The organism is Yersinia sp. Marseille-Q3913 (assembly GCF_963892745.1).
Lineage (GTDB): Bacteria > Pseudomonadota > Gammaproteobacteria > Enterobacterales > Enterobacteriaceae > Yersinia > Yersinia bercovieri.
On the sequence record NZ_CAWQAF010000006.1, the window covers coordinates 1 to 16,584 of the forward strand.

Genomic DNA, 16,584 nt, shown 5'->3' on the forward strand with positions numbered 1-16,584 from the left:
CGTAGCGCCGATGGTAGTGTGGGGTCTCCCCATGCGAGAGTAGGACACTGCCAGGTATAAAATCAAGTAAAGACCCCATGCCAAAAGCGTGGGGTTTTTGCTATGTGTAAAAGTAAAAAATCTATCTAAAAACTAATTATCAATAGAAAAACAGAAAGTATGGTGAGTCGCATCGCGCCAACATAGCAGTGACCGCTATTTTATAGAGATGTTTAAAAGCCATAAACCTAAAGACGATAAAACCCGCTGCCTACACAGCGGGTTTTGTGTTTTAGCCACTGACAAAATCAAGCTAACTGTTTTACTGGGAACTGATATTGTCACCTTTGCAGTGAAACATTTTCAGGTTGAGGCAGAACGCTCGACTTTTCATCTAAAACCCGCTATCTTCAGGCATCTAGAAGTCTAAACGTATAAACGGATATATTGAGGATATAGGCATGCCAATTCGGGTTCCTGATGAATTACCGGCGGTGAGTTTTTTACGCAATGAGAATGTCTTTGTCATGACCTCATCACGTGCGAAAACTCAGGAAATTCGTCCCCTGAAGGTGTTGGTTTTGAATCTGATGCCTAAAAAAATTGAGACGGAAAATCAATTCCTGCGTTTACTCTCTAACTCACCTTTACAGATCGATATTCAATTGCTGCGGGTTGATAGTCGCGAATCAAAAAATACCCCTGCCGAGCACCTGAACAACTTCTATTGTGACTTTGAGGATATCCAGGATCAAAACTTCGATGGGCTGATCGTTACTGGCGCCCCACTGGGCTTGGTCGATTTCTGTGATGTCGCCTACTGGCCTCAGATCGAACGTATTATTGCCTGGGCCAAAGATCACGTTACCTCAACCCTATTTGTATGCTGGGCGGTACAGGCGGCGTTAAATATCTTGTACGGCATCCCTAAGATGACCCGTGAGGTCAAACTCTCCGGTATTTATCAGCACCAAACTCGGGAACCTCTGGCGCTATTAACACGCGGCTTTGACGAGACCTTCCTCGCCCCCCATTCCCGTTATGCTGATTTCCCGCTTGAGGTGCTTCAGCAATATACTGATCTGGACATATTAGTCTCATCGGAAGAGGCGGGTGCTTATCTGTTTGCCAGCAAAGATAAGCGGGTAGCTTTCGTGACCGGTCATCCTGAATATGATGTTGATACGCTGGCAGGAGAGTATCAGCGTGACGTCGCCGCAGGTCTTAACCCGCAAGTTCCACTGAATTATTTCCCTCAAGACGATGCTACTTTGCCGCCAAAAGCTTCATGGCGTAGTCATGGGCATCTACTGTTTGCGAATTGGTTGAACTACTACGTTTACCAAATCACCCCGTTTGATTTGCGTCGTATGAACCCGACCCTCGATTAGTTTCCCCTGCCCTCAAATGCGAATAATGGCGGCTGAATCGAAGCCGCCTGCCTGTTTTCCTTCCCGATTTGTGTCACACATCCCCCTATTAACTGGTCTGATCTCTTTGATAAACAATAAGTTATTTCGCCAAAATTGATTCAATGGAAGCTGATTCCTATCTATTCATGTCACCTTTTAATGTTAACAATATGATAAATAAAGATTAAAAAAATATTTTAAATAAAAATGGAAATCGTTTTTGATTTTAATAATTAATTGATTATTCTTAGTGCTGTCGGGGTGAATAATGACCATGAAATTCAGCCTTCAATACTATAGTCGAAGCGTGTTACCCGATAAGAGTCCAAGAGTGACGCTGTATTAGCGTTGATGTGAACGTCGTGAGATGGGTAAGGGGAAGGGTAATGACACAACAGATAGTCGGCACGGAGTTAGTTTTCACCCAGCATTTTGGCAGTGCTGAGTGGCAGGTTTTGCCTGATGAGGCCATCGAATTTTTGGCTGAATTGGTGGCTAAGTTTGCGCAGCCGCGTAGCAAACTCCTTGCTGCACGGGTCTCTTGGCAACAGGCGATTGACCAAGGCGCGTTGCCTGATTTTATTTCGGAAACCAATTCCATTCGTGATGGTGACTGGAAAATTCAGGGTATTCCTGCGGATTTGCGTGATCGTCGCGTTGAAATCACCGGGCCGGTTGAGCGCAAAATGGTGATTAATGCCCTCAATGCTAATGTGAAAGTCTTTATGGCCGACTTTGAAGATTCGCTGGCACCCCGCTGGGATAAGGTTATCGAAGGTCAGATTAATTTGCATGATTCGGTCAAAGGCACCATTTCGTATGCGAATGAATCCGGCAAGATTTATCAGTTAAAACCTAATCCAGCGGTGTTAATTGCCCGCGTTCGTGGCCTGCACTTACCAGAAAAACACGTCAAGTGGCAGGGGGAAGATATCCCCGGTGGCTTATTCGATTTCGCGTTGTATTTCTACCATAACTATAAGTTATTGCTCGCTAATGGCAGTGGCCCCTATTTCTATCTGCCAAAGATGCAGTCCTATCAGGAAGCTGCTTGGTGGAGTGATGTTTTCAGCTTTACCGAACAGCGTTTTGATTTGCCACAGGGCACCATTAAGGCCACGGTCTTAATCGAAACCTTGCCAGCGGTATTCCAGATGGATGAGATCCTCTACCACCTGCGCCACCACATTGTTGCCCTGAATTGTGGCCGTTGGGACTATATTTTCAGCTATATCAAAACGCTGAAGAATCACAGTGATCGTGTGCTGCCCGATCGTCAGTCGGTCACCATGACTAAGCCTTTCCTGAGTGCCTACTCTCGCTTACTGATTAAGACCTGCCATAAGCGTGGTGCGTTGGCGATGGGGGGGATGGCGGCCTTTATCCCGAATAAGGATCCAGAAAAAAATGCACTGGTATTGGATAAAGTTCGCGCGGACAAAGAGCTGGAGGCGAGTAACGGCCATGATGGGACATGGGTCGCACACCCGGGCCTGGCCGATACCGTGATGGATGTCTTTAACAAAGTTCTGGGTGACCGGCCAAATCAGTTAGAGGTGAGCCGCGAGCAAGATAAGCCGATCACTGCCGCTGAATTGCTGGAACCCTGCAGCGGCGATCGCACCGAAGAGGGAATGCGGGCCAATATTCGCGTCGCGGTGCAATACATCGAAGCATGGATATCGGGCAATGGCTGTGTACCGATTTATGGCCTGATGGAGGATGCCGCCACGGCTGAGATCTCCCGCACTTCTATCTGGCAATGGATTCATCACCAGAAGAGCCTGAGTAATGGTCAGACGGTGACGAAAGCGCTGTTCCGCAGCATGTTGAGTGAAGAAATTCAGGTAGTGAAGCTTGAACTTGGCGCAGAACGTTTTGATGGTGGGCGGTTTGAAGAAGCTGCACGTCTGATGGAGCGGATTACAACACAAGACGAGCTTATCGACTTCCTGACACTACCGGGCTACGCATTACTCGCCTGATACCCTTCGTCCTTGAAGCTGCAGCAGTGTTAGCTGCGTTCACTTACCCGAATCACTGACTAGTGTCAGCTCATCGGGATGCGCTCGCTTGCTGCCTACCTGCAACTCCAATAACTTTGGGTATAACGCCCTATTTAACCCTACAAAATTAAGTAATAAGGAATATCGCCATGACAACCTCTCGTACTCAACAAATTCAGCAGTTGGAACAGGAATGGAAATCACCGCGCTGGAAGGGGATCACCCGCCCCTATAGCGCTGAAGAAGTGATCAAACTGCGCGGCTCAGTTAACCCGGAATGCACACTGGCGCAGCATGGCGCGAAAAAATTGTGGGCGTTGCTACACGGCGAATCACGTAAAGGTTACATCAACTGTCTGGGGGCGCTAACGGGCGGTCAGGCATTACAACAGGCAAAAGCCGGTGTCGAGGCGATTTATCTGTCGGGCTGGCAGGTTGCGGCCGATGCCAATACTGCGTCCAGCATGTATCCGGACCAGTCACTCTATCCGGTCGACTCGGTGCCAGCGGTGGTGAAACGCATTAATAACAGTTTCCGTCGCGCGGATCAGATTCAGTGGTCGAATAATATTGAGCCGGGTAGCAAAGGCTATACCGACTATTTCCTGCCGATTGTGGCAGATGCTGAAGCGGGTTTTGGCGGCGTATTGAATGCGTTTGAATTGATGAAAGCGATGATTGAAGCCGGTGCGGCTGGCGTTCACTTTGAGGACCAATTGGCGGCAGTGAAGAAATGCGGCCATATGGGCGGCAAAGTCTTGGTGCCAACACAGGAGGCGATTCAGAAGCTGGTTGCTGCCCGCTTAGCCGCCGACGTGCTCGGCGTGCCAACGCTGCTGATTGCGCGCACCGATGCTGATGCGGCGGATTTGCTGACCTCCGACTGTGACCCTTATGACAGCGAATTTATTACTGGCGACCGCACCGCTGAAGGCTTCTTCCGCACTCATGCGGGTATTGAGCAAGCCATCAGCCGTGGTCTGGCCTATGCCCCTTATGCCGATTTGGTGTGGTGTGAAACCTCGACGCCGGACTTGGCGCTGGCGAAACGTTTTGCCGATGCGGTTCACGCTAAATTCCCTGGTAAATTATTGGCTTATAACTGCTCGCCATCATTTAACTGGAAGAAGAACCTGACCGACCAACAAATCGCCAGCTTCCAGGAAGACCTCTCCGCGATGGGCTATAAATATCAATTTATTACGTTGGCGGGTATCCACAGCATGTGGTTCAACATGTTCGACCTGGCCCATGCTTACGCGCAAGGTGAGGGTATGAAGCACTATGTTGAGAAAGTGCAGCAGCCGGAATTTGCCTCCGTTGAACGCGGCTACACCTTTGCCTCCCATCAGCAAGAAGTGGGTACTGGCTACTTTGATAAAGTCACCAATATCATTCAGGGCGGCGAGTCCTCTGTCACAGCACTGACTGGCTCGACGGAAGAGCAGCAGTTCTAAGCAACTGATTGATTAGCGTGTTTTTTATCAGGAGCCTGCTTATGCAGGCTCTGTTCCGTATGGCAGGGGGTGAGCATGGCGGTAAAATTAGAACAATTAATCGCTCAGACAATTTTGCAGGGATTCGATGCACAATATGGCCGTTTTCTGGAAGTGACCGCCAGCGCCCAGCATCGTTTTGAGCAAGCAGATTGGCATGCGGTACAGCAGGCGATGAAAAAGCGTATTCACCTCTATGATCACCACGTGGGGTTAGTGGTTGAACAGCTCAAGCACATCACCGACCAACGCCATTTTGATGCCGCTTTTCTGGCGCGGGTCAAAGAGATCTATACCGAGCTGCTACCGGATTACCCGCGCTTTGAAATCGCGGAAAGCTTTTTTAATTCAGTTTACTGCCGCTTGTTCAAACACCGTGATTTAACGCCGGACAAGCTGTTTGTTTTCAGCTCACAACCGGAGCGGCGCTTTCGTGAGATCCCACGCCCTTTAGCCCGCGACTTTGCTCCAAAAGGGGATTTGAGCGGCATGTTGCAGATGGTGCTCAATGACTTACCGCTGCGGTTGCCGTGGGAGAACCTGCCACGAGATATCGACTATATTGCAGCTGCCCTGCGGCAGACCTTTACTGATGAGCAACTTGTCGATGCCCAGTTTCAAATTGCCAATGAGCTATTTTATCGCAACAAAGCCGCGTGGTTAGTGGGCAAACTGCGACTGCCGGAGGGGATCTTCCCATTCCTGCTGCCAATTCATCACAATGAATCAGGCGCGCTATTTATCGATACCTGTTTGACCAGCCAGGCCGAGGCCAGCATCGTGTTTGGTTTTGCCCGCTCTTACTTTATGGTTTACGCGCCACTGCCTGCGGCCATGGTTGAATGGCTACGGGAGATCTTACCGGGTAAATCGACGGCTGAGCTGTATATGGCGATTGGTTGCCAGAAACATGGTAAAACCGAAAGCTATCGTGAATATCTCACTTTCGTCCATCAATCTAGTGAGCAGTTTATTATTGCGCCGGGGGTCAAAGGCATGGTGATGCTGGTCTTCACCTTACCCTCATTTGATCGGGTGTTTAAGGTGATCAAAGACCAGTTTGCCCCGCAAAAAGAGGTCACTCAGGCGCGGGTTTTAGAGTGCTACCAGCTGGTTAAAGAGCACGATCGTGTCGGGCGCATGGCAGATACCCAAGAGTATGAGAATTTTGTCATTGATAAGCAGCGTATCAGCCCTGAGCTGTTGGCTGAGCTACAGCGGGAAGTGCCGGAGAAATTGGAAGATTTAGGCGACCAAATCATCATTAAGCACCTGTATATGGAGCGGCGGATGACGCCACTGAATCTCTATATGGAGCAGGCGAATGATCAACAGTTGAAGGATGCTATCGAAGAGTATGGCAATGCCATCAAACAGCTGGCTGCGGCCAATATCTTCCCCGGCGACATGCTATTTAAGAACTTCGGCGTGACCCGCCATGGGCGTGTGGTGTTCTACGATTATGATGAAATTTGCTATATGACCGAGGTGAATTTCCGCGACATCCCCCCTCCGCGCTATCCAGAAGATGAGATGGCTAGCGAGCCGTGGTACAGCGTGTCACCCAATGATGTGTTTCCGGAAGAGTTTCGCCACTTCTTATGTACCGACTTGAAAATAAGACACTTTTTTGAGGAAGTGCATAGCGACCTGTTCCATGCCAGTTATTGGCGTGGGTTGCAGCAGCGCATCCGCGATGGGTATGTGGAGGATGTTTTTGCTTATCGACGGAAGCAGCGCTTCTCCCAGCGGGTGATCTCTTAACGGCTACTGCGCGTCGTCACTCTGAGATTGCACAGTGCTCGGCCTCCTCGTGTACTGCGTGTACACTCCGGGGCACTCCGCGCTGGGCGCACTCAGATTGACTTAGCTCGCTACGCCTTGATTGGGGGGTAAAAATAGAGGCGGCAATATCAAATGAAGGGGAATCGAGCCGTTGGGGTCGTAGCGGCGTGAGCCGCCGGAGTGCCCCTAGGTGCGGTAAACCCTTCGAGCACTGATCTTCAAGGCAAGCGGCCCCTAACTACGACTCCCGCCGCCGTAGGATTGGGTTATCTCTTTCGCGGCGTGGATGACCAGTGCGCCAAGTTCGGTGACGCGATCGTCGGTGATGCGCGATACCGGGCCGGAGATGGAGATCGCGGCGAAGGCTTCGTGGTGTTCATCGAACAGGCAGGCGGCGATACAACGCAGGCCGAGGGCATGTTCTTCATCATCAAACGAATACCCTTGCTTGCGGATCAGCGCCAAATTCTCCTTCAAACTGGCCGGATTGGTGCGGGTATGCTGAGTGTAGGCGTGTAACCCTTTTTTATGTAACAGCTGCACCAGTTGATCGTCGCTCAGGGTGGAGAGAAATGCTTTACCCGCTCCGGAGGCATGCATGGGCAGTTTACCGCCAATAGGTGCGGACATTCGCATCAGCGCCGTGCACTGCACCTGATCGATAATAATTGCCTGATAATCACTGTGATCCAGCACCGCCAGATTCACCGTCTCGCCGGATTCATCCATCAACCGGCGCAGCATCGGGTGAACCATTGCCAACAAATTACGGCTCTGCAAAAAACTACTGCCGACAATAAAAGCATGGGAACCCATGGTCCAAAGCCCTAAATCCCCCACCTGACGGACAAAACCCTGCTGTTGCATGGTCGTCAGCAATCGATGAGTGGTTGAGTTCGGCAAACCTGCTTGCTGTGCCAAATCCGTCAGTGCCACACTTCCCTGCGCTTCGGAAATATATTCCAGTAATTTAAGTCCGCGTGTCAGTGACTGAACCTGACCTGTTGCCGCAGGAGCTGTTTGTGCGGCTGTCTTGGGTTTCTTGCTCCGCTTAATTGGAATCGGTAACGCCATAACTCAGCCTCTTCTTTATTCTTATGGAATTCATTTTCGTTTTTCAATTATGCATGAAAACCCCAAAAAACGCTCATCCGATGAGTCAGGTTTTCTACCTGAAAAAGTCTCAACTGTGAGTGGACTCATAACGCGAGTAACTTGTGCTAGGATGTCAAACGGGTATGTCGAATGGATTATTTTTGCAACAGGGTAAAGAGGCGGCAGTGGTGGATATAGTCATAAAAAATAAGGTTAAGGAGTTACATCAGCAACTGGCACAACGGATTTTGGTGCTGGACGGCGGTATGGGCACCATGATCCAGAGCTATCGGCTGGAAGAGGCGGATTACCGTGGCGCGCGTTTTGCCGATTGGCCTAGTGATCTGAAAGGTAACAATGACTTACTGGTGCTTTCCAAACCGGAAGTGATTACGGCCATTCACAATGCCTACTTGGAAGCGGGCGCTGATATTCTCGAAACCAATACATTTAACTCCACCACTATTGCGATGGCGGATTATCAGATGGAGTCGTTGTCGGCGGAGATCAACTATGAAGCCGCCCGCTTGGCCCGCATCTGCGCCGATGAATGGACGGCCCGCACACCGGACAAACCACGCTATGTAGCAGGGGTGCTTGGCCCGACCAACCGCACCGCGTCTATCTCCCCTAAAGTGAATGATCCGGCGTTTCGTAACGTCAGTTTTGATCAACTGGTCGAAGCCTATCGGGAGTCAACCCGCGCGCTGATTGAGGGCGGCGCCGATCTGATTATGATTGAAACCGTCTTCGATACCCTGAATGCCAAAGCCGCCACCTTTGCTGTCGAAACTGAATTTGAAGCAATGGGTGTGCTGCTGCCAGTGATGATTTCGGGCACCATTACTGATGCCTCGGGCCGCACCCTATCAGGCCAAACTACCGAAGCGTTTTATAACTCCCTGCGCCACGTTAAGCCACTCTCCTTTGGCCTGAACTGCGCTTTGGGGCCAGATGAGTTGCGTCAATATGTCGCGGAGTTATCGCGCATCTCTGAATATTATGTCAGTGCGCACCCGAATGCCGGTTTGCCGAATGCCTTTGGTGAATACGATCTCGAAGCTAAAGAGATGGCGGAGCAGATTGGCGAGTGGGCGCGTGCCGGATTCCTGAATATTGTCGGCGGCTGCTGCGGGACAACACCACGGCACATTGCGGCGATGGTTAAAGCGGTGGCCGGCGTGCCGCCGCGTCAATTGCCTGATATCCCGGTCGCCTGCCGCTTGGCGGGGCTGGAGCCGCTGACCATCGATGCCAATACGCTGTTTGTTAACGTCGGCGAGCGTACCAACGTGACAGGCTCTGCCCGCTTCAAGCGGCTGATAAAAGAAGAGAAATACGATGAAGCGCTAGAAGTCGCCCTCCAGCAAGTCGAAAGCGGCGCACAGATCATCGACATCAATATGGATGAGGGCATGTTGGACGCCGAAGCGGCGATGGTGCGCTTCCTCAATCTGATCGCCGGTGAGCCAGATATCGCGCGAGTGCCGATCATGATTGACTCCTCGAAGTGGGAGGTGATTGAGAAAGGGCTGAAATGCATTCAGGGCAAAGGTATCGTCAACTCCATCTCAATGAAAGAGGGGGAGGAGGCCTTTATTCATCATGCCAAATTAGTCCGCCGTTATGGTGCCGCCATGGTGGTGATGGCGTTTGATGAAGCGGGGCAGGCGGATACCCGCGCCCGTAAAATCGAGATTTGCCGCCGCGCCTATAAGATTTTGACGGAAACGGTGGGCTTCCCGCCGGAAGATATTATTTTCGACCCGAATATTTTCGCCGTGGCGACTGGGATTGACGAGCATAACAACTATGCTGTTGATTTTATTGAAGCCTGCGCCGATATCAAAGCCGAGTTACCCCACGCCATGATCTCCGGTGGCGTCTCCAACGTCTCCTTCTCTTTCCGTGGCAATGATCCGGTCCGTGAAGCGATTCACGCGGTGTTCCTGTATTACGCCATTCGTAACGGTATGGATATGGGGATCGTCAATGCCGGTCAGTTGGCGATTTATGATGATTTGTCTGATGAGCTGCGGGATGCCGTCGAGGACGTGATCCTCAACCGCCGCAGTGACAGCACCGAGCGCCTGCTGGATCTGGCAGAAAAATACCGCAGCAGTAAAAGTGGTGAAGTGGCGATTCAGCAAGCGGAATGGCGCGGCTGGCCGGTGGTGAAGCGTCTCGAGTACTCACTGGTTAAAGGGATCACCGAGTTTATTGAGCTGGATACCGAAGAGGCCCGCCAGCAGGCGGACCGGCCCATTGAGGTGATTGAAGGGCCGTTGATGGCGGGGATGAATGTGGTCGGTGACCTGTTTGGCGAGGGGAAAATGTTCCTGCCGCAGGTGGTGAAATCAGCCCGGGTGATGAAACAGGCGGTGGCCTATCTCGAACCTTATATCGAAGCTAGCAAACAGAAAGGGACGACGGCGGGCAAGATCCTGCTGGCGACAGTGAAAGGCGATGTCCATGACATCGGTAAAAACATCGTTGGCGTGGTGTTGCAGTGCAATAATTACCAAATTATCGATTTGGGCGTAATGGTGCCGACCGAAAAAATCCTGCGCACGGCGCGGGAAGAGAAGGTGGATATCATCGGCTTATCCGGCCTGATTACACCGTCGCTGGATGAGATGGTTAACGTGGCGAAAGAGATGGAGCGCCAGGGCTTTACACTGCCGCTGCTGATTGGCGGCGCGACCACCTCTAAAGCCCACACTGCGGTGAAAATCGAGCAGAATTACAGCGGCTCGACCACCTATGTTTCTAATGCCTCGCGCAGTGTTGGCGTGGTGTCCGCGTTGCTGTCTGATACCCAACGTGATGATTTTGTGGAAAAAACTCGCAAAGAGTATGAAACCGTCCGTATTCAACATGCACGTAAAAAACCGCGTACTCCCCCCGTCAGTTTGCCCACTGCGCGGGCTAACCACACGGTCATCGATTGGGAAAACTACCAGCCACCCGTCGCGCACAAATTAGGTGTGCAGGTGGTGGAAGCCAATATTGAAACTTTGCGTAATTACATCGACTGGACGCCATTTTTTATGACCTGGTCGCTGGCGGGCAAGTATCCACGGATCCTGGAAGATGAAGTGGTGGGCGAAGAGGCCAAGCGCGTCTTTGCTGATGCGAATGAGCTGCTGGATAAGCTGTCGGCGGAAGACTTGCTGCATCCGAAAGGGGTGGTGGGCCTGTTCCCGGCCAACAGTGTTGGTGATGACATCGAGATTTACCGTGATGAGCGGCGCGACGAAGTGCTGGTGGTCAGCCATCATCTGCGCCAGCAAACGGAGAAAACAGACTTCCCGAACTACTGTCTGGCCGATTATGTTGCCCCTAAATCCAGTGGCAAAGCGGATTACTTCGGTGCTTTTGCCGTCACTGGCGGTCTGGAGGAGGATGCACTGGCCGACGCCTATGATGCTCAACATGATGACTACAACAAAATCATGATTAAGGCACTATCAGATCGTCTGGCAGAAGCCTTTGCCGAGTATCTGCATGAGCGGGTGCGCAAAGTGTATTGGGGCTTCTCACCCAATGAAAATCTAAGTAACGAAGAGCTGGTGCGCGAGAACTATCAGGGCATCCGCCCAGCACCGGGCTATCCGGCCTGCCCTGAGCACACGGAAAAAGGCCAAATATGGCAGTTGCTGGATGTGGAGACTCACACCGGCATGAAGCTAACCGAGTCTTTCGCCATGTGGCCGGGGGCATCGGTATCGGGCTGGTACTTTAGCCATCCAGAGAGTAAATATTTTGCCGTGGCGCAGATCCAGCGGGATCAGGTGGAGGACTACGCCGCCCGTAAAGGGATGCCAGTGGCCGAGGTTGAGCGCTGGTTAGCGCCAAATCTGGGTTATGACGCGGACTAACACCTAAGTTGCTAATTAGACGAAATAAAAAGGAGATAACCAGTAATGGCTACCTCCTTTTTTAATCCACGTCTAGTGGGGTTGACTAGTGAGTGTTAGCCTCGAGTTACCCCCGCTACTGCATTTTTCTGTTCAGAACCACCGTGAGCATCGATCAGCGGTATTTTACCGTTTTTAAGGTCGCTATAACTATTTTTCATAATATCGCCGACGGAGGAGGAGGCATTCACTCTGGCCCCGCCTTCAGTGTGTTTACCATTAACATCTTGTAGCTCAAGGCCATTGGTTTTCAACGCAACATCGCGATCTTGGTTGGATATTTTCCCGCCAGTCAGTTGTGTTTTACCCTTAACGTCCAGATTAACGCTCTGCTTACCGCGAATGGCTGATTGCGTCTCAACGGCGCTGTTCTCAACCACGCTGGCATCAATTAGAGCCCCCCCTTTGCCCCCTTTGACTTGATCTTCTTGTACGTTACTTTTGATTTTATTACCGACGGATGTTGCGCCTTTTTGCCACCATTTATCTTTGGTTTCTTCTTCATCCTTTGATTCGTCTAACGTTACTTTTTTCCCGTCTTTGGTATAGCTGGCGAGTTTAACGTTGTCCTCCTCTTTTGTGGTGAATTTGCTTGATAATTGGTCATATTTGGTTTCGGTTTTGTCGAATAATTTGGTGGATTTTTCGTCTAATTTTTTTTTGATTTTATCAGAGCCAATCGGGCTGGTATTGGCTAACTGCTTAATCATACTGTCATTTTTTTCGTTACTGTGGCCAGCGCTCAGTGCGACATTGACATTGGTTTTGTACTGCTCATTTTTGCGACTTTGAATTTTTAGGTCGCCGCCAATCGTGCCATTAATATTATTGGCGGCGATGATAGCGCCGGCCAGCACAGCATCTTTCGCACTGTTCATGACAATGTCATTGCTATTGATCTGCGTATTTTGTTGGGTGACGGAATTCAGTTTATCAACGCCAACATTTAAGTTAGCGCCGATATCATGCGTCTTCGCGCGACTTTCTTGATCAACGATACCTTTATCATCCTTTTTAACGGAGATATTCTGACCGGCATTTGCGGCGATGTTAACGTTCCAGTTATTTTTGTGCTCTTTATCTTGTGCTGACTCCAGGATGATGCCGCCATTGTCGGCTGTCAGAACCGTATTTTGGCTGGTGATATTGGCATTCTGCATATGAATAGCCTTCTTATCATCACTGCCCGCTTTTACCGTCAATGTCCCGTTGCTATTGATAACGCTTCCCTGATGATTGAGGGTCGATTCATCGGTGTTAGCGACCTTGACCTCCAGGCCACCACCCATCCCTTTGCTATTTTTATCTTTTCCGGTACTTTTACTGAAGTTTACATCGGCCCCAGCTGACCAGGTCATATCTTGTTTGGATGATTGTGACTGTGCGGCTTGCATATCCACTTTCCCGTCAGCCGTGAGCAGAACATCACCGATAGCCCTTTCTTTGCTGCCAAACGACGTGCCTGTGAGTGTCAAATCTTTCCCTGCACTCAGTTCCACTCCTTGCCGGCCTTGGATATTGCTGGTTTGGGCAATAGAGGTACTACTTTCACCTTTACTTTGCCCGCCGCCTAATCCCGCAGCCAATTTTTTACTTTTAGCGTTAGTACTGAAATCCACTGACGCGTTGGCATCAACATTATTATGGTTTTCACTGGTCAGGTTAGTCGCTTGATTAACGTGAATATTACCCCCCGCATTGATCGTCGTTTTTCCGCTACCTGCGTTGATATTGGTGCCTTGATAAATCGCATCTTCTCTCACGTTGATAGTGACGCCATTAGCAGCATTCATGTTGCCTACCTGCGCTATTTCACCTTTGACGTATTGATCTTTAGAGCCACCGCTCCCCTCACCACTAATGGAGATATCCTTACCTGTATTGGTAGCAATCCGCATATCAGCTTTGCCGAAAGTCTCTTTAATCTGTTGCTCAACACGATTAACTGCGGCCTCTGAAGTATGGCTGGCAGCATCCAGGGCTATCGCGCCTTTTTCGGCGTTATAATCGGTCCCCTGATCTTTTATTGCACCGGCGGCATTAATATTGATATCACCCGCCTTGACTGTGGTAACAACGGACTGTGTGCTATCCAGGCGAGTCTCTTTCACACTCACGTTAGCCGATAAATCAACCCCGGCATTAGGTGTGTTAATGTTTTGTAATCCTTCAACGGCTTCCATCGCATCGGCAATATTCAGGTCTTGAGCTACATTGATAGTCTTTTCAATCGGGCGGGTCAGTTCGCTGTAATCAACATTGGCTTCGAAACCCACTTCGACCTTGGTGCCAGAAGTGGTGGTTTTTTCGCTGTCAGTGGCCGCCAGATTATTGACGGTGGTGGCGTTGGCTTGATAACCGCCATCCACAACATGTGATGCTCCCTGATTAGTCAGGTCGTTGGTTGCATTTATCACCAGATTGCCAGCGATGTTTGAACCAGAAACCACAGCGGTAGATTTATCACTCTGTGTGGTAGAGTCCTCATAATTGAAATTCGCACCACTGCCAGCTTTATCCATGCCGCCAGTATAGTGAGCCTCTACCCCGATGTTTTTACTCTTTTTCTCGCTGCTTGTGGTGTCTTGTGCCGCGCGGAACTCCACATTTTCGCCCTTAATATGGGCATCGCCTGCGGTGGTGGTCAATGTGGAGCCAGTGAAGGAGACATCTTTGCCTGCATCCAGGTTGACCGAACCGCCTTCAAGGGTCGCGCCTTGGTTTTTAATATGGGTGGTCTGCTCACTTTCGCTGCTATGACCTAATTTGATCCCAGCCTCATACTGATCTTTGCCATCATCATGGGTAAAACCTTCGATAGTCAGCTTGGTCTTGTGCTCATCGATTTTCTGCTGTTCTACTGCGGCCTTAACATTAATTTCACCGAGTGTTTCAATACCCAGTTCACCGGCACTTTTTACCAGGCTGCCAATAACGTCGACATTATCTTTACTGATAACTTTAAGATTTGCGTCTGAAACCAATTCACTGCCGGTAATTTCTTCATTGCTATTATTAGCCTTATGCGAACTGCCGGTAATATTAAAGACCACCCCAGTACGCTCATCAATTTTTGTGGTGGTAACACTCACTGCGTTATCAATTCTTATGCCGCCATTCGCCGCTTGAACATAACCATCATCGACTCCTTTTACTTTACTGCCAGTAATAGAGACGCCATTGTTGCCAATAACCAGAATTTTACCGTCGGCGACTATTTCAGAGCGACTATTGACTTCTGCTGTTCTATCATTATTATTGTGGTCATTACCTCCCAAACCCAAATTAGCAATATTTTTACCATTTTCAGTTTTATTATTTATGGTTTTTTGTACGTCAATATTTACTTCATCGGCATTGATCAATATATCGTTTTTCGCAGAAATCTTAACCCCTTTAAGGGTAATATTCTGACCTGCTGTTAGACCTATGTTATTCCCTGCCTCTAATTGACTTTTTTTCAGATTTTGTTTGGTTGATTTATTATCCCAGGTCTTATCTTTAACCCATGTAACTTCATGCAAACCCCAATCTCTGTCACTATTTTGTTCAACTTTTCCTTCTTGAATGAGATCATTTTTAGCCTCGACAAGGAGGTATTCCCCTGCTTTAATCTCTGCCCCAGATAGTTTTATATCGCCAGTAGTTGAGCGTATTGTGACATTTTCTGAAGCCGTAATTTTTGTACCAATTTGTTCTTCTTGTATGTTTTCCGTGAGGGTTTTTTTATCCCAGTTCCAGCTACCTTCAATTATTTTGCTATTTTGAGTCTGCACGAGTTTCTCTGTATCCAGCTTAATATCACCGCCTTGCATCACCACATTCTTACCATCAACAATAGCGGCATCAAAATGGTTTTTTTTATTGGCAATGATCCTAATGTTTTTGCCTGCCAGCTTAGTTTGTTTCAGGCTCTGCGTGGTGTTATTGCCATTTTTACTTCCTTGAATCTTGCCGATGGCACGGATATTATTGGCTTTAAGGTCAATATTCTCACCTTGCAAATTAGCCGCCTGTAAATCAAGATTACCCGCAATTGAGGTCGTAATGGCTTGCGTTGCACTTAAATTGCCATTGACTTTTACGCCACTGCCTTCACTGGTACTGATTAAATTAATTCGCCCAGCTTGCATCCCCCCTAAATAGCTACTATCCAGGTTAGTTGCGGTTTTATTAATGGTCTGTATCAGTTTTCCATCCGCTGAGACTTGGTTATGGCCGGATAGGGTATTGATCTCACCAGCGGTAATATTGGCTTCGCTATAAATCACTGGCGCGATTAAATCTAATATGCCGCTAGTGGTGACTGAATTCGTCATCCCCAAACGGTTAGTGCCACTATTGGCAGTATTAAAACTTTGCAATACACCTTGTTCCACCAGTGGATTACCGACAACCAATGAAGTTCGGTTGGTATTAATAAAACCACAGCCAACACAGGTAATACCATTAGGGTTAGCTAATACATAATCTGCCGCCATACCAAATACTTCCTGCTTACCCATTAACAATGATGGGTTGCGGCCAACAACTTCGTTAAGAATAATATTGGCGGCCTGACCATTGAGATTTTGGTTGGCGGATAACTGGCCAGCAAGTTGTGAAATTCCCCCTGTGGTTGAGTTGTTAAATACTGCGCCAGGCTTATTAACATTAAACTCCTGATATTGGTTATGTGATAATCCTGATGCTGACGGAGTAACGATATTAATAATATCTTTCCCCATCTGCTTACTGATATCAGGTCGATGGGCATTATCATCGGCACCGACGATACCGGCTGCATAACAGGTGGCGATTGAAACTGAAATAATACCGATAGCCGCCGCCAATTTACCTGCGGGAGAGAGTTTGAACTTATTATCTTTCACTTTATATCTCCAGTTATGTT

General features: G+C 49.1%; 7 protein-coding genes. 5 read left to right on the top strand and 2 right to left on the bottom strand.

The window, feature by feature from the left end:
• The first annotated feature begins 440 nt into the window (after positions 1 to 440).
• From metA to aceK, 4 genes are all read left to right on the top strand, one after another.
• The gene (metA, locus tag AACW11_RS02995) at positions 441 to 1,370 is read left to right on the top strand and encodes a homoserine O-acetyltransferase MetA (RefSeq protein WP_212585902.1); all 930 of its coding nucleotides are present in this window, start codon (positions 441 to 443) and stop codon (positions 1,368 to 1,370) included.
• Between the two features lie 407 nt (positions 1,371 to 1,777).
• Positions 1,778 to 3,376: a malate synthase A gene (gene aceB / locus AACW11_RS03000; protein ID WP_212585903.1), complete on the top strand. Its 1,599-nt coding sequence runs from the start codon at positions 1,778 to 1,780 to the stop codon at positions 3,374 to 3,376.
• A 170-nt stretch (positions 3,377 to 3,546) separates the two neighbouring features.
• Positions 3,547 to 4,854: an isocitrate lyase gene (aceA, locus tag AACW11_RS03005; protein ID WP_049602618.1), complete on the top strand. Its 1,308-nt coding sequence runs from the start codon at positions 3,547 to 3,549 to the stop codon at positions 4,852 to 4,854.
• A gap of 75 nt (positions 4,855 to 4,929) precedes the next feature.
• Positions 4,930 to 6,657 carry a bifunctional isocitrate dehydrogenase kinase/phosphatase gene (gene aceK / locus AACW11_RS03010; RefSeq protein WP_212585904.1) on the top strand — a complete coding sequence of 576 codons (1,728 nt, stop codon included), beginning with the start codon at positions 4,930 to 4,932 and terminating at the stop codon, positions 6,655 to 6,657.
• Between the two features lie 255 nt (positions 6,658 to 6,912).
• Here aceK and iclR read toward each other — a convergent pair whose 3' ends face one another.
• Entirely contained in the window at positions 6,913 to 7,752 is an 840-nt protein-coding gene (iclR, locus tag AACW11_RS03015) for a glyoxylate bypass operon transcriptional repressor IclR (RefSeq protein ID WP_212585905.1), read from the bottom strand.
• A gap of 206 nt (positions 7,753 to 7,958) precedes the next feature.
• On the opposite strand from iclR, the gene metH reads away from it, so the two are divergent.
• A complete protein-coding gene (metH, locus tag AACW11_RS03020; protein WP_212585957.1) occupies positions 7,959 to 11,654 on the top strand; it encodes a methionine synthase in 3,696 nt (1,231 codons plus the stop codon).
• A gap of 95 nt (positions 11,655 to 11,749) precedes the next feature.
• Here metH and AACW11_RS03025 read toward each other — a convergent pair whose 3' ends face one another.
• Entirely contained in the window at positions 11,750 to 16,564 is a 4,815-nt protein-coding gene (locus tag AACW11_RS03025; protein WP_212585906.1) for a hemagglutinin repeat-containing protein, read from the bottom strand.
• Positions 16,565 to 16,584: the final 20 nt, after the last annotated feature.

What these genes read in the sequence shown, in the direction of transcription:
- metA (WP_212585902.1), top strand. Translation starts at nt 441, where the DNA reads ATGCCAATTCGGGTTCCTGATGAATTACCGGCGGTGAGTTTTTTACGC.
- aceB (WP_212585903.1), top strand. Translation starts at nt 1,778, where the DNA reads ATGACACAACAGATAGTCGGCACGGAGTTAGTTTTCACCCAGCATTTT.
- aceA (WP_049602618.1), top strand. Translation starts at nt 3,547, where the DNA reads ATGACAACCTCTCGTACTCAACAAATTCAGCAGTTGGAACAGGAATGG.
- aceK (WP_212585904.1), top strand. Translation starts at nt 4,930, where the DNA reads ATGGCGGTAAAATTAGAACAATTAATCGCTCAGACAATTTTGCAGGGA.
- iclR (WP_212585905.1), bottom strand. Translation starts at nt 7,752, where the DNA reads ATGGCGTTACCGATTCCAATTAAGCGGAGCAAGAAACCCAAGACAGCC.